This window comes from Streptomyces sp. ADI95-16 (assembly GCF_003721495.1).
Lineage (GTDB): Bacteria > Actinomycetota > Actinomycetes > Streptomycetales > Streptomycetaceae > Streptomyces > Streptomyces goshikiensis.
Map to the genome: position 1 here is coordinate 602889 of NZ_CP033582.1, position 19389 is coordinate 622277.

Genomic DNA, 19389 nt, shown 5'->3' on the forward strand with positions numbered 1-19389 from the left:
GGGTGCACCTGCTGGATGACGTCCTGGACCAGCACGGGACCTTGTGGGATGCCGCATCCCAGTACGAGGACCTGGCTGATCCCGTCGTCGGCGAAGCGCCGCAGCATCCTTTCTGCACGGCCGCGACGGCGATGTCGTTGGCGGCCAGCCGGATGTCCTCCGGTTTTACCTTGGACAGCCCGATGTGCCCGATCTTCCCCTCGTCCTGGAGGGCGCGCAGGGTCCCGAGCTGGTCGGCGGTCGGGACCTCAGGGTCGATGCGGTGGAGGTAGCACAGCTCCAGCCGCTCGACCCGCAGGCGGCGAAGGCTGGCCTCCACGCAGGAGCGCAGGTACACGGGGTGGCCGTGCGGCACCCACAGGTTCGGGGCCGGCCGGGCCATGCCCACCTTCGTGGCGATGAGGAGCTCGGCCGGGCCCACATCGACACCGCCGACGCCTACGGCCCCCACACCGTCGAAGAGCTGATCCGCGAAGCGCTCTACCCGTCTGGCGCTCTGTGTCGCGGCGATCCTCGATCGTCCGGCCATCATCGCGGGGCGACGAGGTCCCCAACCGGGAATCGCAGAACCGCCCGGACCTGCGGATCGTCGCCCGTGTACGGGCCTGGCTCGCCGACCTCCGCGAGCTGTTCGAGCCCACCCAGCACGACCAGAACCCCGCCGGCGGCGAGCCCGCCTACCAGCCGAACAAGCCCCTGTTCCGGGCCCTGACCACCCTGGGCAACCTCAAGCGCCGCGCGAACGCGACGGTACGCGGCCTGTTGGAGGCTTCGGGCAAGCCCGTCGACACCTCGTACGAGCCGTGGCGCGACCTGATCAACGAGATCCGCGCCCTGCGCCTCGACTCGTACGGCATCGCGGATCGACTGCGATCCCTGCAGGTAGGGCGCTGAGGCCGGCTGGCGGGCCCGCCTCCCTCAGCGTGCGCCCGCCAGCCTCCCGCCGCCAGAAATCTAGACCGCCTGACGTAGCCGGGTACGGGCTCGCTCGTCCAGCCCAAGGCCGAGCGGGCACCGCGGGCGCGGAACGGCGCGAGGTCTGCGCGCATCGTCCGCACGGACTTAACAGTTCGGGACGACCGGATGCCGGTCATGGTGTCCAGCGCTTTGTCCCAGGTCGCGCAGGCCGCCTCGATCTGCCCCTGCTTGAGCTGGGCGCCGCCCTCTGCCGCGGCCGACAAGGCGGCGATGCGCTGGTGCTCGGTCGAGGCGTACCGTTTACGCGCGCCGGCGTGATGAACCTCGGCGGCGGCGTGGTCGCCCAATCGGGCGTAGATCTTGGCCGTGTGCGAATCGACGGTTGCTTTGGGCGTACCCCACATGGTGGCCCAGCCCATCATCTCGGCTGTCTCTCCCCGAAGAGCAAGTTCGCGGGCACGTTCAGCCTCGCGGCGCGCTTCAGCCTGTTGGCCAGACTCAGCCAGTGCGCGCGCCCGGCAGATGACGAACAGGGACTCGGTGGCCGGATCTACGCCACGGCTCAGCTCCAAAGCTGCGTTGGCCAGGCCGAGGACATGCTCCGGGCGCCCGTTGTCCATGCCGTGGTGGGCGAGGATACGCAGCACATATGCCTGGTCGGCCCGGTTCTCGGCGGAGCGAGCCAGGTTGAACGCCTGAAGGTAGTAACGCTGGGCGAGCCCGTGTTCGCTAGCGTCGTACGCCTTCCAGCCAGCGAGGTAGGCGAGTGAGCCCGCAGCGGAGAACATCTCCTTGCGTAGGTCGTCTGTTTCGAAGCGGGACTGACACAGGCGCCTCACGTCGTCGGTCAGGTATTGAACGACCGTGCTGCGGCCGTGCTGTCCGCCGTGCCGCTCGTCAATAGCGGTAAACATGGCCACCATGTCGCGGACCGCCGCGACCTCGGCGGCCCCGGCCACACCACCTGCAATGGCGTTGGCGGTGCGTGCCTGCGCCTCACCAGCTACGCCGAGGGGTAGGGCAGCGGCGGCCACGGAGTACGCGGCCCGGGTCAAGAAGTCTCGTCGCTCGATGTCAGCTCTCCCAATCCGCCCCAGCGTCTCCACTGGATCGTCTTCGACGGTAAGCCCCAAGTTGGCTTCACCGGAATGGGCATCAGCTGAGTTGAACCCGAGATCCAGCAAGGTAAGCGGACGGCCGACCTTCCTCGACAGGAACTCGCACAGGTACCGAGCGGTGTCCGGGTTGGGTTCCAGGGGTCATCCCCGCGGGTGCGGGGAGCAGTCGTCGCGGAGTTCGGTGGGGAGCCGGTCGGAGGGGTCATCCCCATCAGCCCACACAGCAGATCACCGCTGAAGATCTTCCTCAAACAGCTTGACTTGATATAGCAGCCTCGGGGGGGAGCCCCCTGCGTCCTGACGTACTCGGCGTGTTTGCCCCTATATCGGCGATGGCGTGATGCAATCAACCATCAAGTCGCCACATTGGCAGCCACCGCTTCCTCGCGGACCGCAGACAACCTCTGCGCTTCTACGCTTCGTCCGAAAGGCGATCTCGACTGAACCGAGAAGAGAGCACCATGGCGAAGGCAGCCACCACACTCGAGGAAGAGCCACGGCGAGCGCTCGCCGACGCTCTTGATGCCATGAGCGACGAGGAACTGCGCGCCGAGTTCGAGCGACGGAGGGACGCGAAGCCCTCCGCGAAGACGCCGGCCAAAAGCGTTACCGACGTATTGGCGCAACTCGAGGCGGTGCGGGACGTTCGCCTCGAGTCCGACGGCGCCGGAGTCGCGACGTGCGGCGAGCTGACGCCAAGCGCGCTGCAGGACCTCTTCGCCAATCGAACGTGTGCCCTGCATGTGCCCGGGTTCGGCAACGTCGGCACATGCACGGAGCTCGCGCGTTGGCTCGCCGATCGACCCGCCCACACCTGGGGTGGCACCGATACGTCCTACACTGCCGGCATCCCGGTGAACGCCCTCTACTCGTCAGTCGACGAAGCGATCGCCTACTTCAAGGAAGCGCTGCCGGCCATGCGAGCGATCCGAGGGGCCACAAATGGTCTCTCTCCGCTCGACAAGCTCCGACTCGAGCTCGACGAGCTCTGGCCCTCGGGGGCGACCGTGAGTCGGGACAACCCATACCGCCGAAAGATGCTCGCTGGTCTGGCCCGCGTGATGCGGCCTGAAACACTGCTCGACGGCATCACGCGCGTCGAGGGGATTATCCACACCGACTCGAGCATGTTTCTCGACTCCGAGCACGGCTTGTTCAGCGCGAACATCTACCTCGACGTCCCGACGAGCGGGGGCGAGCTCAACATCTTCCCGGTCGCGATGCAGCAGCCCGAGCACCTTCAGAGCCTCGTCCGCGTCGTCGCCTATTTCCTCCAGTACTCTTTCGACCCCGTTCATCGCGAACGCATCCAGCGGCAGCTGCACGCCCTTCTTCCTGCCCCCGTCACACTCACTCCGCGCGCAGGCGACCTCATCGTCCTGAATACGGGGCGACCACACGCGGTCCGAGGATTCACGGCAGGCACCCGCGTGACGCTGCAGGCCTTCGCTCTCCACGAGGGGACAAGGCCCCTGCAGTTCTACAGCTGACCAGGAGCTCCCTCCGGTCGCCAATCCGCCTCTGACATGGAATCGAGCGAGCGTATCTGATGTTGCAGCGACTGGGTCGTCATGTCGGAATCAGTGTCGAGTACAGCGATCGGACCGCGTTCGGCAGCCCGGTGACGACACAACCGGAGCGGAGCATGCGCCGCATCTACGAACCGATCATGTCCTACGTAGAGGAGCACGGTGAGGCGAACCTGATCGGCGCCGGTCCTGGGATGCTGGCGGACGTGGTGGCGGGGCGGCGATTTCGGGAGATCGCGGAGCCCACGACTGAGGGTTCGTGGACGATCCGAGACGAGGTCTTGTTCCCCGCGGTGTCGGATTGCTTCCCGCATCGTCTTCTGCTGGCCAACAGTGACCGGATGCGGGCGCTCAGCCAGCCCGTCCCGATGCCAACCTGGCCAGACGTGCATCGGCTCATCGTGCAGCTGACCACTACCGGCGTGGACGTCGACCGATCGGCGGGCGCGGTGGCACGTCTGTTGGCTGCGATGGATCGTGAGGGCCTGCTCGAGCCGGTGTCTGAACCAGCGGCCGACCTTGACCACGCGCACGTGACGTTCCTCGGGCACAGCACGGCGGTGGTTCGCTCGGCCACCGCGGCAGTCATTGTCGATCCATGGGTCCGTCCCGCCTGCGGCCATTACCCAGCGGACTACCAGCCGCTGCAGCTGCGCGACTTCGGTCGCATCGACGCCGTGGTACTGACGCACTCCCATCCCGATCATTTCGATACCGGCACGCTGCTACAACTGCCGTGCGACACCAGGATCATCGTGCCGAAACTGGAGCGCGAAACGTTCTTGTCCGTTCGGATGTACGAACGCCTCCACGAGCTGGGCTTTGACAACGTCACCGAGCTCGCATGGTGGGACAGCGTCCAGGTGAAGGACATCGAGGTGACGGCGCTTCCCTTTCACGGGGAGCAGCCCACCGACGGCAGCCAGCTGCATCCCGACATCCGAAACGCAGGAAACACCTACTTCGTCCGTACGCCGCGGTGCTCGGCGGCGTTTCTCGCTGACTCGGGCCGTGACGCCGGGGGAGACGTCCGTCAGGTAGCGGCTCGCGCCCGTCGTGACCTCGGCAGCCCTGATTATTTGTTTGTCGGGTACCGCGGATGGCTGATGTATCCGGTTCAGCTACTGACCTCGTCCGTTGGCCGCTACCTGCCGTTTGTGCCGCCAGAGTCGTGGGGTGTGCGGCAACGAAGCATGACGACTGCTGACGAGGCCGTCGACATCGCCGAGATTTGGAAAGCCCCGCATCTGGTTCCCTATGCGGATGGTGGCGCGCCGTGGTACTGGCAGATGGGCCTTGGTCCTCGTCTCGACGAGGCGGCGTCGGAGAACCCCGTCTTCGACCCCTTCCCCGAGCGCGTCATCGGGGCCGCCGCGACCAGGACGAAGACGGGCTCCGGAATCCATCGATCGGCGGTTAACGTGCTGCTGATGCGGCCGGGAGACTCGATCGTGTCCGGGGGGCCGCAACCGCGGATCGAGAGGATGCAGGACTTCGCCTGGCCCTACGGCGAGGCAACGGCGGCGGTCGCGGACGCGGCGTACCTCGGGTGATCCGGCCCGTCGAGCGGGGACGCTGGACCGCGCTGCTGTCCGGACCGGCGGCGGCGAAGGCCGTCACCGTCGCGGTCGAGGTCGCCGAAGCGGTGGAGGCGCTTCCCCCTGCCGACGTCGGCCCCTCGCTGTGCGACGGTGCGGCAGGTTTTGCTGTTCTCAATGCCTACCTTGCGTTGGCGCTCGACGACGCCGCGGCCGCTGAGCGCGCCGAAACGTGGCTCCGGCGTGCGATGGCGGGGCTCCGGGTTCGGCCGAGGGCCGGGCTGTTCGCGGGCGTCGCAGGCGTGGGATGGGCCGCCTCGCACGTAACGCGCCTGCTGGGGCTCGAGGCGAAGTCTCTCGACCCGACAACGCACATCAATCGCGCGCTCATGACGCGGCTCGCGCGCTCGCCCTGGTGCGCACCCTTCGATCTCGTATCTGGCCTCGCTGGCTACGGTGTGTACGCGCTCCAATGCTTGCCGACACCGGGGGCACGCGAATGCCTCGAAGGGGTGGTGAGGCAGTTGGGCGAGCTTGCGATCCACACACCCGAGGGCGTGACGTGGCACACCGGGCCCGAGCTGCTGCGGGATCACCAACGCAGGCAGAGCCCCGACGGCCATCACAACCTGGGGGTGGCCCACGGGGTGCCCGGCGTGCTGGCGGTCCTGGCGCTGTCGGCCGCGGCCGGGGTGGCTAGACCTCAGGCTGCTGTGATGGCGTCTGGAGCCGTCGATTGGCTGCTCGCGCAGCGTCTGGACGACACGTCCCCGTCGCGGCTCCCGTACTGGCTGAACACCGACGGATTCACCGTACCGGCGCGCACCGCGTGGTGCTACGGCGATGCAGGCGCGGCGATGGCGGTGCTGGTCGCGGCACGGTCTCTGGGCGTGACGGCCTGGGAGGCCGAGGCGACCGTGCTGGCGCGAGCCGCCGCTGTCCGCGCGCCTGAGGACACGGGCGTCACCGACGCGTGGCTGTGCCACGGCAGCGCCGGCCTGGCCCACGTGTTCAACCGGATGTGGCAAGCGACTGGTGACGGGCAGATTGGCGAAGGGTCTCGGTTCTGGTTCATGCGAACTTTCGACTTTCACAAGCCCGGTGGCGGCGACTTCGCCGGGTATCCCAAGCCAGATCCGTGGGACGGTGACGGCTCATCGCTGCTGACCGGCGCGACCGGAGTGGCATTGGCATTGCTTGCCGCGGCCACCGCGATGCCACCATCGTGGGACCGGACGCTACTGGCCTCGCCGATTTTCGAGTAGGGCACGAGCTTCCGCTGGCCACTTGCTCGCACGTGACGCGGCCCTTTCCGTCCACCGGACGGAGCCTCTACGGAACCCAGCGCGGTTCAGCCCCCGCGCCCGCAGGGTCGGGTTCAACATGCGGTTTCGACTGTGGGGTTGAGCGGCCCGGACACCTCGGACCAGACGGGGCAGCCGGGTTCGGCCGGCACGAGCTTTCGGGTGGCGCTGGCACGAGCTTTCGGGTGGCTCGGTCGAGCAGCTCGGCGAGTGTGGGATCGCATTGGTCCCGGATCGTCTGGGGTGACGAGGTCCCACTGGGTCGCGGTCCAGGCCAGCGAGCGTGCGAGAAGGGCGTGGCGTGAGCCTACTGTAACCACCAGAAGTGATAGAAAAACCGCATGAAACACCCGGTGCTGGCAAAGGTCCCGGCCGTCACCGCCCGCATCGCGGACAGCGTGCGGCGGGTTGCTGACAATGACGAGCGGTATGAGGCGGGCGCGGTCGTGCCGGACGGGGAGTGGATCAAGATCGACTTTTCCGAGCTCCCGTTGTCGGCTTGCGGACGTCTCCACTCGGAGGCGATCGAGTTCGTGCGAGCTCCAGCCGGGCTGAACGAAGCCTGCGCATACATCAAAGACACCTTCCCGACCGGCGGTCCGGACCAGATCAGGCAATGGTGGAGTTCGGACGACACGCTCCAGTCCGTGCGACAGCTGGCTCGGCAAAATGTCAGCCCGCTCGGCGACGGCGCATTCCTCGCCATCCGCCTCGACGCCCCAGGGCAGCTCACCACCACTGAACGCCGTCCCAGTGGCAAACGATTGGGGCTCCACGTCGACAACTGGGACCAAATGCCCATGCGCGCCCGCGCTGCTAGTCGTCGGCGCCTCACCGTCAACCTCGGACCCGGGAGTAGGGCGCTTCTGTTCGCCAGCCCGAGTGCGTGTGACATCTGTCGCAGTCTAGGTAGGCCGGACGAGCATCTCCCGCATACCGACGACGTGCGAGCGTTCGTGGCGAACGGTGGACGTCTGCGCTGTTACTCGGTGCTGCTCGAACCGGGGCAGGCCTACGTCGCGCCGACAGAGCTGCTCGTGCACGACGGCTCGACGCTGGACGCGAGGCTTCCGTCGATCGTCGCCTACTGGCTCGGTAACTGGCCTGTAGGTGTGCTGGAGCCGGCCTGACCGCCGGATCGACGCGCCCGCTGCCGGTTGTGCAGATCGTGGTGGCAGGAATCATCAGACGTCCTTGTACACGCTATCGGGGGGATGTGGCTAGTCATGTGGTCCGGAATTGAAGGCCGCCGACCCGCCGTTGTTCTACCGACGTCGACCGTCATCGTCCAGCCCAGCCCGTTCTGCAACATCGACTGCGATTACTGCTACCTGCCGACGCGGCTGGATCGCACGCGGATGTCTATGGAGTCGGTGCGGTCGATCGTACAGTTCCTCTTCAGTGTCCCCGAGTTTGCGCCGGTTGTTGACGTCGCGTGGCACGCCGGTGAGCCGCTGGTGGTTCCGCGCTCGTTCTACAGGGCCGCGTTTGCTGAGTTCGCCCGGCTCAGTGACCGAGGTGTGCGATGCGTTCACCAGTTTCAGACCAATGGCACGTTGATCACCGAGGCGTGGTGCGACTTCATGCGGGAGCACACCATGCTCATCGGTCTCAGCATTGACGGGCCGGCCGAGTTGCACGACCGGCACCGGAAGGACCGGCACGGACGCGGTACGTTCAACCGCGCCATGGCCGGTGCCAAACTGCTGGCCAAGAGTGGGATCGAGTTCTCGGTGACATCCGTGCTGAGCGTTGATTCACTCATGCGGCCCGACTTGGTCTGCGAGTGGATCGAAGAGTGCGGGATCACCAGCATCGGCTTCAACGTGGAGGAAGTAGAGGGCGCGCATCTGACCTCCACGCTGGCCGGTGATGACGCGACGGCGTTGTATCGCCAGTTCTTCTCCACTCTCTACGAGTTTACGAAGACTCACCCAGAGGTGAGGATCCGGGAGATCGTCGATTCGCGGAATCTGCTTCTACGGCCGACCTCTTGCACCTTTGTGAACGGGGAGAGCGCACTCGGGTCGATCCTGAACTTCGACGTGAACGGTCGAGTGTCGACGTTCTCACCCGAGCTGCTCACGATTGCGCCCACATCGCGGTATCGGAGCTTCACCTGGGCGGACGTGACTGAGGACGTTTTTTCTACGTTCGTCGAGCGCGTAACCGGTTCTGCCTTTTATGAGGACCTCGCCGTCGGGGTGGCGGCGTGCGCACGCGAGTGTGAGTATTTCGGGGTGTGTGGAGGTGGCGCGCCAGGCAACAAGTTCAGCGAGTTGGGAACGGTGACCGGCACCGAGACGATGACCTGCCGACTAAGAGTGAAGACGTTGATGGACGTGATGGCGGGGGCGCTCGAGAGGGAGGGCGAGCAATCGCACCAGCACATTCGTGGGCGAGCGCCTTCACGCCAGCAGCGAGTCGCCGAGCCCCACGGCCGCGGGTGAAGCGTGTCATCAGATCAACGGGCCGTCGTTGCCCCGCTTCTTCGCCACCGACGGGCGTGACTCTACCGCGCGGGAGCGGGCGGCCTGGGGAAGGCTCGGCGCTGCGGGCACGCCGCTCCTTCCCGCTGGTCAGTCAACTGGCTTCAGGGGTGAGCTTCGGCGACAGGGCGGCCACAACCGTGGCCGCCAGCCGCTTCTGCGTTTCGAAGTCGAATGCCATCCGGTTCCAGTGGAACACCATCCAGAAGGGGACGATCTCGCGCAAGCCCCATAGCAGTCGACCAGCGTCCACTGCAGCCTGAATCTCCGGACAGAGCTCGTCGAGAGCCGCGTCGTACTGTGCAAACAGCGTGCGCTCCGGCTCGCTGGCAGCGCCGAGGATCCGGGCCTGGTGGGAGAGCAGCAAGCGGATGGGGCGCGAGCGCGACAGATCGACGGCGCCGGCGGCGTCGTCAACCAGGCGTCCGGTGAGCGCCAGCTTGCACCAGACGTCCCAGCGCTCCCAATCGTCACACAGGCGCCGGAGGAGACGGTCGATCAGAAGCAGTGAGAAGAGCTCCGATCCCATCCGCGTGGTGCCGTCGAGGCGCAGGCGGTGGTGCTCGAGCACCGCGAGACTCTCGGCGGTGAACCATCGGTGAGTCAACGACAGTCCGGTGGCACCGCCGAACTGCATGACCTCCGCGTCGTACGGACCGGCAGACCACGATGTGATCGTTGCCTCGGCCACATAGACATCCAGTGCCTCTTTCAGTGCGTCGGCACATCGACCGTCGACGCCGCAGAACCTGACCCTGAGCCCTGGCGGCTTGTGCATGTAGAAGAATCCCCGGCCGGGCCCGCCCCGAAGCCACGCAAGGATCCGAGTGCCGATGTCGCTGCGCACGATCCGCTGCCAACCGTCCGGACCCACTGTGATCGAGTACTGAAGCCATCGCTGCTGGCGGTCTAGGCAGTGGATCGCGGCGGTTCCCCCTGCAATGAAGGCGTCACGGGCAGCCACAAGCACGTCGACGGGCATACCAGCCTGCGCTGCAACCCGCTCCAGGTTCGGCGCGGTGAGGCTTTCCATCACGGCCGCGGCAAGCTTGCGAGTCGGAACCGACGGCGTCGCGACGCTCTCGTGCGTCGACTCCGGGTAAGGGGTCATCCACTCATCCCTGCGTGGCTTTCGGGTCAGGACGGGCCGAGGCTGATCGAAGGTGTACCGAAGCCTCATACAAACGCCTGAGCAGCTCATAGATCGCCCACTCGTGGGCGCCGTCGCGCGAGCGCATCACGCGGTTGACCCAGTCGCGCGCCAGAGAGACAGGCAGCTCCTGTCGGGCGCGCACATTCTGGGTCGGATCCCCTGAGTCGGCGAGCTTCGCCAGGATCGACGCCGTCCCCGCCGTGCGGCGGTCCAGGATGGCCATACATGGCGCGAGCGGATCGCTTTCCTGCGGTGCCGCGAGCAATCGACCAAGCGTGAGCCTCTCCGCGCGAAAGCGTTCGCCCAGCCGCCGGGACGCACTGTCAGCGAGCCGCTGCCCCCGGGCGAGCGCACGGCTCATCGCCCTGGCGTGGGCCAGCCGCTGGTCAAGATCGAGTCCAACATCGCGCAACCACCGGTCGACGCCGACCAGACAGATTCGCCAGCGGTCATCCTGGTGTCGATTGTCCGCGCCGAGAACCGCCAACAGGTCGATCGCGGCGTTCGAGTCGGCCTGGGCCAGTCGGCCCGCAGCGGTCGGGTCGACGACCGCTTCGCTGACGCCGGCCTGCTGAACATGGGTCCTGAAGCTTGCGTCGCGGGCCATGCCGACGTCGAGGGCTTGGGCCGCCAGACCCCGCAGGGCGTGCACCAGCACATCGGGATTGCCATGGGCATGCACCGCAATACCGGGTGAACGCCCGTTGAACCGGGCGAAGTACCAACAGTCGGTGGTGCCGTCCGCGGCCAAGGCGCCGAGCAGTGGCGCAACCATCTCCAGGAGGAGGCGATCAGCCAGCGCCATCCCCGAGTTGAGCTCGAGCGCAACCCATTCGCTGCAGGGGGCGAAGATCCGCGGAGGCGGAGATGGCGCCCCCGAGTCCACGACACGTGCACGTGCCGACTCGGACGCGCCAGCGGCCTTGGCAATGAACGGGACGATCAGCTGATGGGTATAGGCACCCTCTGCGCCTCGTGCCACCAACTCATCCGGGCTGGGGAACATCTCCTTGACGATCGTCCAGCCACGGCTTCGCAACAGTTGCGCGAACGAATCCACGCTGAGGACGTTGTCGAAGTCCACCAGGAGTTCCTTGTCTTCCTCGACGGCCACGACCCACCGCGGCAGGCCGCGCAGAGCGCGCAGCGTCTGTACGGCACGCCACGGCTCGCGCTCGCCCGGATCCAGCTCTGATGAGGCCAGCATCCAACGAGCCCGCGACAACACCACACGGCCCCATCTCACCCGAGGAAGAAAGGCGGCGCTCAGGAGGGGGCCCCAATCCCAGTACAGCACGCTGGCGCTGTCCTGCTCCTGGAGCGCGCACAGAAAACGGTAGATCGGCAGGGTGCGGGATGATGCCCAGTTGTGAGCCGAGGTAAGGCGCGGGACTACTCGGCGACCCAGACTCTTCGCTCTCAACTCGACCCGGTCGTCACGGACCGACACAAGGAGGTCTGCGACCGATAGCCGCCGGTCCGCCGCCGCGCCCGATCGGCCGAGCCATTCGATTTCCCACTCGCGTAGCAACGGCCTGGCGAGGACGTTGATGCTGGAGCTCCCGCTCAGGTGGACGATCTCGGCGAACAGAGCATCGGGATCGAGGGCAGCCTCAGCCTGCAGGTGGCGCTGAACGAGACCGGCGAGGTCGCGATCGGCATGGCAGAAGCGGCCGAGCGCCCCGAGCCCGGAGGGGCCCGCACACGAGCTGAAGAGGATCCGTGGTCCGCCCGTCGTGTTCGCCAGGCTGGCGACCACAGCGAAGCTTGCCGGAGCCGAACGCGGCGACTCAGCCGCAAGCGCCTCGATGTCAGCCGGCTTGAGCTCTACCTCGTGGCTTCCCGACTCGGCGGCGCGCAGAACCATTTTAAGCAGCGCCGCGTCGCGCCTCGTGGAGGGCGGGGGTGGGGGCGGCACTGGCCGATCGTTGCCCAGCAGTCCGTCGAGTAGTGACGCCCGTTCTGGTCTCGGAACGCCGAAACCGATGCCGATCCGATCATCCAGCGCCTCGGCGAGTGGCACCTCCCGTCGGCCGTAGCGCTTAGCGAACGCCAGCTTGAAGTTGACGAGCTCATCGGGAGCTGAGGGGGGTGCAATCCGCGCTAGCAGGCGCACGCCGTGTTCAATGTCAGTCGCTGTTGCGCGAGCCAGGTTCAAGCCGCCGCGCGGGAGCGACAGACTTGTGTGGAACGGTTGCGTCGGAACAGCTACGGCGCGAATCTGGGCGAGCTGATCCCTCATCTCATGGTGCATCTTCGGATCTTGAAGCCCGCCGACGTCGTCGAGCTGGTCTAGCGCGTCACGCACGGCGCGCAGGACCCCGGCCGTCGGGAGCCCGGCACCGACGTTCTCCAGATCATCGATCAGCACGTCCAACGGCATTGCCCCGGTGACCTGGAGTTGGAGGTCGGCGACCAGGATTTGCGCCTTGACAAGTGCTCGCACGAAGTCGAGTTGTCGTGGCGTCATCGGCCGGGGGGCTGCCACAGCGGCGGCAATCTCCGGTGCGCGTGCACCCGGGCCCGCAGCATCCAGCGCACGCTCCAACTCGCGCGTAGGCCTGACCTCGATCGTCTGGTGCTGGCGCTCGTCTCCGGAGGGACGTCTCCTATGCAGCCTAAGCCTGCCAGCCACGCGGGTAATCGTCTCGTTCGGTCGCAGCGTGAGCCGGTCTCGCAGCTCGGGCGAGTCGCACAGTGCCATCAGCAGAGCGTCCAAATATGCGCCGTCGAGCATCGTTTTCCGGCGCCAACGGTCGCGTGGCGGGATCGACAGCGACGTCGTCGTCGGTCCGATCGTCCCCGCACCGCAGGCGGCGAAGAGGCCAAACGGCGTCGGCCGCGACGCCATCCGGAACAGATACCGCACCAGCGCGATCTGTGATCGTGTAGAGAACGTGCGAGGAGCGTCACTGAGTGGTGGCGCACCGCCGTCAGTGGTGGCGCGCACCAGATCGGGTGACGCTTCACATAGGGCACGGGCGATATCAGTACGCCGACACAAGGCCTGCAATCGTGACCCCAGCAACGCCCGATCGCGCGCCAGCGCTTCATCGAGTTCGGCGGCGGCCGCCCCCGGAGCTTCCACACCGGCCGACCAGTCGGTCAGCGTGGAGAACGGCAGCGCCGGAACGCGGGTTACGAAGAACTCAGCGGGCTCGACCACGTGGACCCAATGAGAGCTCATTCGCCGTCAGATCAGCATGCAAGCACCGCCGCGATCGAGGTCCGCGTCCGCCTCGCGCAGCCGTTCCGACTGTCAGCGCCATAAGCATTGAACACCACCGAAATATCAGCGGCCGAATAGGTGTTTGTGCGCCTCTACCAAGCTGTTTTGATGATCTGTAATCGAGACGGCGAGTCGGCATTGTCAAACAAGCGCAACCCAAGATCGGGCTCAGTCGTGGATGAAGAATCGCACCGGCATCGTGCCGTACCGATCAGCGAAATCAGTAGGCCGGTTTGATTGCGATCGGCCTACTGATAGTTCCAACAATTCGCCGGTCTCGGATGGAAAGTGGACGACGAACCTGCGGTCGCTCACTCCAACTGCCGGTGTCTTCTATTTTGTCTCCTCTCCTCGGTCTTTCGTCGCGTCAGCCTCACGGCGCTCGGACTCCACCGCCTCATCGGCAAACTTGAATTCAGTGGTGATGCTCGAGACCGGCCGTGAGTATAGTCTGTCGATATCCGTCTCTTTGAATTGGATGACCGTGTCCCTGAAAGTGGTGCACATCGTGGTGTAGCGCGCCACTTCATCAGTGCACTCAAGATCATCCTCAGTGATCTCGAGCTCCTTAAGCGACTCGTCGTTCGGCTCCATCGGCGCCTTTTCGTCTGCCATGATTCCCCTTGGTGTGCTGTGGTTTCCCGCGCGTCCTTCGATCTGGCGCCTGCGAAAGACCCTGCAAGCATCGTGACCACACCGTCCAGGAATACGATGGCGGATGGTATGACCATCAGACGAAAGGTGGTTACGCCTGCGTAAGTCAACTCTGCCCTCCGGCCCTCGCTGCGTCAAAGACCGCTAGGGCGTGTCCTGCAAAGACGCCCGCGCCGGGCCCGGGCACTGGGAAGCATCGCGTGTCTGAGCCAGTGAAGGTTTTCCATTTTCAGACTGAGCTGGCGAGAAGCAGGAAGAGGACGGCTTGGACGAGGCCGGTGATCGCTCCGGCAGTCGCACACCTAGGGCCTGTGTGATGTCGTGATCAGTCGGCGGCTTTGAGTAGGTCGTCGATCCAGATCATGGCGGCGCGGAGGTGGAGTCCGGCGAGGTAGCTGTCTGGGGTTTTGTCATAGCGGGTGGCGATGCCTCGCCAGGCTTTCAGTTTGTTGATCAGGCGCTCGACGGTGTTCCGTTCCTTGTAGAGGTCGGCGTCGTGGCTGATGGGCCGGCCTCCTCGTGCGCCCTTCTTCTGACGGTTGGCGGCCTGGTCCCGTTTCTCCGGGATGACGGCCTTGATTCCGCGTTTGCGCAGGTAGGCGCGGTTGCCGCGGGACGAATACGCCTTGTCTGCGGCGACCGCGCCGGGCGTCGTGCGGGGACGGCCGACCGGTAGGCGGACTCTCACCTTCGCGAGTACGGGGATGAACTGCGGGCTGTCCCCGGCCTGCCCGGCAGTCAGGACCAGCGCGAGCGGACGACATCTGCGGTCCGCGGCGAGATGAATCTTGCTGGTGAGTCCGCCCCGGGACCTGCCCAGCAGGGCTTCCTTCAGGGGAGCTTACGTCTGCGCCGGATGCGCCGGCGTTCGTCCTGTCCGTTCTGTTCCTCCGCGCCGCCCCTTTTTGCCGGGCTGCCTCCTGCTCCTGCACGGCTTCTTCCAGGGCCTTCATGAGGTGCTTGCTGACGCGCATTCCCGCGGCGTCGTGGTGAGCGCGGACCGTGGTGGAATCCACGCTGACCAGCGACAAGTCCGTCCTTCCGACGCTGGCACCCTCGGCGATCAGGCCTTCCAGCAGAGCCGTGAACACACCGGCGTCCCGCCACACGCGGAAGCGTCCGTAGACGGTGGCCCAGGGGCCGAACTCGGCAGGCATCTCCCGCCACTGCCCACTGGAGCGGAACCGCCAGATCACCCCCTCGAACTGCTCCCGCAACCGCTCCGGATACGGGCCGTACCTACCGATCGGCAGGTACGGCTCGATGAACTTCCACTGGGCATGGGTGAGTTGCCTACGTGTCACGACCCCAGTCCTACCGGATCCCACTCCGCGAAGCAGGCAGAACCCAGCAGCTGATCACGACATCACACAGGCCCTAGTAGCACTAGTGGTCGCGCTGTGCGCACGGATTTCCCCCACATAGATGATCAGTGAGGTTGTCCTATCTATTTTCACAGCTTGCACACAACATTCATCCAGAAAATGACGATCGCGGCCGGTCGCGTACCGTCCGTAAAATGATCTTATGTTCGGGTATATCTGCGCCAAGATGCCTCGCCCGCAGAACCGGAGTGAGGGAACTCACCTCCCTTGCGGGAACCGGACTTCCTCCGGTGGCCAGCCGGAATGCGGCCGAACAGGCAACCGCAGCACGGAACTTCCTGCTGACCTGCTGGCTCTTGGTCGTCCTCCGGCACGCGGTACCCAGGCCGGGCTGTAAAAGAGCGTTTTGTCCTGTCGATGATGTTTGGTTCGAATCTGGGTGGGCGGCTGTCGCAGGATGGCTGAGGCGGCTGGTCGTGGTGTTAAGGGTGTGGCCGGTGACGGCTGCTGCTGGTCCGTTTAGGCGCCTTCGCTCCCGTCTGATCCCAAGGCGCCCCCACTCACCCCTGTTTGCGCCCTGTCTTGGGCCGTCGGCCAGCAGTACTACCGAAACATGCGCCAACGATCGCGGCCGTATCCGAGTGATCTGTCCGATGCCCGCTGGGAGTTGATCGAGCCGTTCCTCGCGGCCTGGCGCTTCGAGCGCCGGGGCCGAGCCCTGCATTTCGGCCGGCCGCCCGAGCACGACCTGCGCGACATCATGGACGCGATCTTGTATGTCGACCGGACCGGGGTCCAGTGGCGCTACCTTCCACATGACTTCCCGCACTGGAACACCGTCTACGGGTACTTCGCCAAATGGGCCGATGAGGGCGTGTTCGCCCAGCTCAACGGCATGCTCAGGCAGCTCCTGCGGGAGAAGGAGGGGCGCGACGCCGAACCTTCGGCCTGCGTGATCGACGCCCAGAGCGTCAAGACCTCCACCAGCGTTCATGCCTCCGGCCAGGGCATCGACGCTAGCAAGAAGATCGTCGGCCGGAAGCGGAGCATCGTCACCGACACACTCGGCCTTCTCCTCGCGGTGCTTGCTGGTCACCGCGGCCAGCGTGCAGGATTCCGTAGCCGGCACCCGGCTCCTGGACCAGGTGGCCGCCGACCACCCTCGGGTTCGCAAGGTCTGGGTCGACGGCGGCTACCGCCAGCACCTCGTCGAGCATGCCGCCACCCTCGGCATCGACATGGAAATCACCGCCCGCAAGCCCGGGACCAGAGGTTTCACCCCGATCCCAAGGAAGTGGCCGGCCTTTGTCACCTGATACGGCTGCGTGAGCGGCTGTGCGGTGTGAGCCTGCTGCGGGGGTGACGGGCGCCGGTGGCCGGGCCGACACCCGGGATGCGCGGCGGGCGCTATAGGTGGCCACGTCCTGGCTGGGATCGTCGGCTTGAATGGAAAAGGGGTTGCGCTCGGGGTGGGCGGGGAGTTGGGTTCGGTTCGTGACTGCTTTAGATGATCTTGTGCGGCCGAATCGATACCCACGTTCTTCCCGCTACGACGCGGCTTGGCTGGTGGGCTTGGACACGGGCCCGAACCCGTTGTGGCTCCTGGAAGATCTGGCCCGGGATCTGGATCTGCGGCCTGGGATGCGGGTTCTTGACCTCGGCTCCGGCAAGGGCGCCACGTCGGTCTTCCTGGCGCGGGAGTTCGGTGTGGACGTCGTCGCGGCCGACTGGTGCGCATCACATGTCTGACATCGACAACCGCGACCGGCCCACCGCCATCGTCATCGGCGCCAGCGTCACAGGGCTCCTCGCCGCCTCAGTCCTCGCCGAGTTTGCAGACGTCACCATCATCGAGCGGGACACCCTGCCCGAAGGCCCCGAGGGCCGAAAGGGGGTGCCGCAGGCCCGTCATGCGCACCTGCTCTGGAGCGGCGGCGTCAACGCCTTTGAAGAACTTCTCCCGGGCCTCATCAACGACATCGTCGCCAAGGGTGCCCGGCTGGTTCACATCATGGGCGACATGGTCTCCCGGTCCCCGAGCAAGGTCTGGTTCCGCCGATTCGAGCACACCCACCATCGCAACCTCGTGTGCTCGCGGAACCTCCTGGACCACACCCTGCGGCAGCGGGTGCTCAGCAACGCGCGGATCACCCTCCGCGAGAACACCTCGGTCGAGGCCCTTGACGGCGATGCCACCCGCGTCACCGGCGTCCGAATATGGATCGGTACCGACGAGCGGACCCTTTCCGCCGACATGGTGGTCGACGCGTCCGGCCGCGGCTCCCGCGCACCGGCGTGGCTCGAGAGCCTCGGCCTGCCCCGCGTTACCGAGCGCGAGGTCAATGCTGGTGTTGCCTACGCCACCCGCGTCTACCAGGCACCTGCGGCGACCGTCGGCACCTTCCCGCTCATCAACGTCCAGGCCACCCCCGCCCAGGCCCCTGGCCAGGGCGGCATCATCCTCCCCATCGAGGACGGCCGATGGATTGTCACCCTGTCAGGCACACGCGGCGGCGAGCCCACGAACGATCCCAGCGCCTTCGTCGACTACGCCCTCGGCCTGGGCGACCCCATCATCGGAGAGCTCATCAAGGGAGCCGAACCCCTTGGTGACGTCGCCACCACCCGCAGCACGGCCAACCAGCGTCGCTACTACGAGAAGATGAGCCGGTGGCCGGCGGGCTTCGTCGTCCTCGGCGACGCCATCGCCGGGTACAACCCCGTGTACGGTCACGGCCTCACCGTGGCCGCCCAGTGTGCCGTCGCTCTCCGAGACATCCTGCGCTCCACCAGCATCACCGCCCCCGGCGCGGCCCGCCGGATGCAGCGAGCCGCGGCCCGTTCCGTCGGCGGCGCGTGGGACCTCGCCGTCGGTCAGGACGCGGTCTACCCAGGCGCCAGCGACACACCGCCCACAGCAGTCGAGAAGCTCCTCTCACAATTCGTCGACCGCGCTGTCGACACCGGAGCCCGCAACCCCCGCGCCCTGGGCGCCCTGCTGGACGTGATGAGCCTTGAAAAACCCGCGACCCGGCTGTTCTCGCTCGACATGCTGCTGCCCATGCTCTTCGGCCCGAAGAGGCCGCACCTGGCGGGCCCGCCACTGAGTGATGCCGAACGAAAGAGCGCCCTCTCGTAACGAAGGATCACTGCTGCCTTGCGTGCAGGCCGTCGGCGTAGTCGCGTGACGCCGGGTGCGTGGCGTTCTGTCAGCTGGGCGATGCCCGGAGCGGTCGGGGGAGCGGATCCGGCCCTTGCGCAGGCCAACCGGGTGGATCTCGTTCGCGCGTGGAGGAGGACACCGTGGGCGCCGCGGCCGCAGGTTCCGCCCGTCGCGAGCGCCGTCGGATTTGGCCGGCCGCGCCGGGTTCCCGGCGCGTGTCGGCGGCGCTTGAATCGTGACCCACCCTGGGGTGTTGCTGAGGAGGACACCTGTGTTCCGTGCGCGGGACGGGGCTCTATCTCTTTGGTCAAGGGAAACGGGGCTGCTTTGGGTCGGGGAGCGGGGCAGCGTCGAAGCCAAGCGACGCGTGCTCTCCCGCCATGTACTCAGTCCAGCCACCGGCGACCCCGAACTACCGTGGGACAACCGCGATGACTGCCAGTACGACGGCGAGACCTGGCCATGCGACGACCTGCTCGACCTCGCCTCACCCTACGCCGATCACCCCGCCTACTGAGGATTTCTGGGTGGGGTCGGTGGGTTGATAGCCAGGCCGGTGGCGGTGAGGCAGCCGTCGATGAGGTGGGGTCGGAGCTGGATTCTGCGTAGCTCGCGGCGGAGTTTGCGGTCGAGGTCTTCGGAGGTGTCGAAGGCGGTGTTGGCCGTGGCTCTGCGCACGAGTGACCAGACGGCTTCGACCGGGTTCAGGTCTGGCGCGTATGCCGGGAGGCGGACGGTGGTGAGCCAGTCGTGCTCGGCCTCGTAGCGTTTCAGCCCGGCGGCCAGGTGGGTGTTGAGGTTGTCCCAGACCACCACGATGGGTCCGCCGAGCTGAATATGGGCTCTCACCAGCAGGTCGCGGTAGTCCTGCCAGGAGAAACTCTTGCGGGCGCCCTTGAGCAGGAGATGGGTGCGGGGGCGGTGGATGAGGCGGCTCGGCTCGCCGGGTTTAGAAGTCATCTCATTTGG

Annotated in this window: 12 protein-coding genes and 5 pseudogenes; 10 read left to right on the forward strand and 7 right to left on the reverse strand. The window is 66.3% G+C overall.

Annotation, left to right across the window (positions count from 1 at the left end; genetic code table 11):
* Positions 1-139 precede the first annotated feature (139 nt).
* A pseudogene (locus EES41_RS43605) lies at positions 140-406 on the reverse strand (aldo/keto reductase); the annotation flags it as partial.
* Here EES41_RS43605 and EES41_RS43610 point away from each other — a divergent pair.
* A pseudogene (locus EES41_RS43610) lies at positions 404-487 on the forward strand (aldo/keto reductase); the annotation flags it as partial. The pseudogenes EES41_RS43605 and EES41_RS43610 sit on opposite strands and share 3 nt — an antisense overlap.
* 190 nt (positions 488-677) lie before the next feature.
* Here the strand turns inward: EES41_RS43610 and EES41_RS44335 are convergent.
* Entirely contained in the window at positions 678-2102 is a 1425-nt protein-coding gene (locus EES41_RS44335) for a hypothetical protein (RefSeq protein ID WP_164496225.1), read from the reverse strand.
* 395 nt (positions 2103-2497) lie between these two features.
* Here EES41_RS44335 and EES41_RS39730 point away from each other — a divergent pair, with 395 nt between their 5' ends.
* The 5 genes from EES41_RS39730 to grrM all read left to right on the forward strand — a co-directional run bounded on the left by EES41_RS39730 (position 2498) and on the right by grrM (position 8857).
* Positions 2498-3526, forward strand: coding sequence for a hypothetical protein (locus tag EES41_RS39730; RefSeq protein WP_123083365.1), 1029 nt, complete (start codon positions 2498-2500; stop codon positions 3524-3526).
* A gap of 59 nt (positions 3527-3585) precedes the next feature.
* Positions 3586-5118 (forward strand): MBL fold metallo-hydrolase, encoded by a 1533-nt coding sequence (locus EES41_RS39735; protein ID WP_123083366.1) that lies wholly within the window; start codon positions 3586-3588, stop codon positions 5116-5118.
* Positions 5115-6368, forward strand: coding sequence for a lanthionine synthetase C family protein (locus tag EES41_RS39740; protein WP_164496226.1), 1254 nt, complete (start codon positions 5115-5117; stop codon positions 6366-6368). Before EES41_RS39735 ends, EES41_RS39740 begins: the two co-directional genes overlap by 4 nt.
* Before the next feature lie 380 nt (positions 6369-6748).
* Positions 6749-7537, forward strand: a complete 789-nt coding sequence (locus EES41_RS39745; protein WP_164496227.1) for a hypothetical protein — start codon at positions 6749-6751, stop codon at positions 7535-7537.
* 96 nt (positions 7538-7633) lie between these two features.
* Positions 7634-8857, forward strand: a complete 1224-nt coding sequence (grrM, locus tag EES41_RS39750) for a cyclophane-forming radical SAM/SPASM peptide maturase GrrM/OscB (RefSeq protein ID WP_164496228.1) — start codon at positions 7634-7636, stop codon at positions 8855-8857.
* Between the two features lie 133 nt (positions 8858-8990).
* On the opposite strand, the gene EES41_RS39755 is transcribed toward grrM, so the two are convergent.
* The 4 genes and pseudogenes from EES41_RS39755 to EES41_RS39770 form a co-directional block, all read right to left on the reverse strand.
* Positions 8991-10007 (reverse strand): thiopeptide-type bacteriocin biosynthesis protein, encoded by a 1017-nt coding sequence (locus EES41_RS39755; protein WP_164496229.1) that lies wholly within the window; start codon positions 10005-10007, stop codon positions 8991-8993.
* A 4-nt stretch (positions 10008-10011) separates the two neighbouring features.
* Positions 10012-13215: a lantibiotic dehydratase gene (locus EES41_RS39760; RefSeq protein WP_164496230.1), complete on the reverse strand. Its 3204-nt coding sequence runs from the start codon at positions 13213-13215 to the stop codon at positions 10012-10014.
* Between the two features lie 396 nt (positions 13216-13611).
* On the reverse strand, positions 13612-13893 hold the full coding sequence (locus tag EES41_RS39765) for a hypothetical protein (RefSeq protein WP_123083372.1): 282 nt from the start codon (positions 13891-13893) through the stop codon (positions 13612-13614).
* 364 nt (positions 13894-14257) lie between these two features.
* A pseudogene (locus EES41_RS39770) lies at positions 14258-15236 on the reverse strand (IS5 family transposase).
* Between the two features lie 634 nt (positions 15237-15870).
* On the opposite strand from EES41_RS39770, the pseudogene EES41_RS39775 reads away from it, so the two are divergent.
* The 4 genes and pseudogenes from EES41_RS39775 to EES41_RS43620 all read left to right on the forward strand — a co-directional run.
* A pseudogene (locus EES41_RS39775) lies at positions 15871-16555 on the forward strand (IS5 family transposase); the annotation flags it as partial.
* 148 nt (positions 16556-16703) lie between these two features.
* A pseudogene (locus tag EES41_RS39780) lies at positions 16704-16988 on the forward strand (cyclopropane-fatty-acyl-phospholipid synthase family protein); the annotation flags it as partial.
* A gap of 10 nt (positions 16989-16998) precedes the next feature.
* The gene (locus EES41_RS39785) at positions 16999-18396 is read left to right on the forward strand and encodes an FAD-dependent monooxygenase (RefSeq protein WP_123083373.1); all 1398 of its coding nucleotides are present in this window, start codon (positions 16999-17001) and stop codon (positions 18394-18396) included.
* Positions 18397-18787: 391 nt separating this feature from the next.
* Positions 18788-18937 carry a hypothetical protein gene (locus EES41_RS43620; protein WP_254211939.1) on the forward strand — a complete coding sequence of 50 codons (150 nt, stop codon included), beginning with the start codon at positions 18788-18790 and terminating at the stop codon, positions 18935-18937.
* Here the strand turns inward: EES41_RS43620 and EES41_RS39795 are convergent.
* Positions 18931-19380, reverse strand: a complete 450-nt coding sequence (locus tag EES41_RS39795) for a transposase (RefSeq protein WP_123083375.1) — start codon at positions 19378-19380, stop codon at positions 18931-18933. The two genes, EES41_RS43620 and EES41_RS39795, sit on opposite strands and share 7 nt — an antisense overlap.
* Positions 19381-19389: the final 9 nt, after the last annotated feature.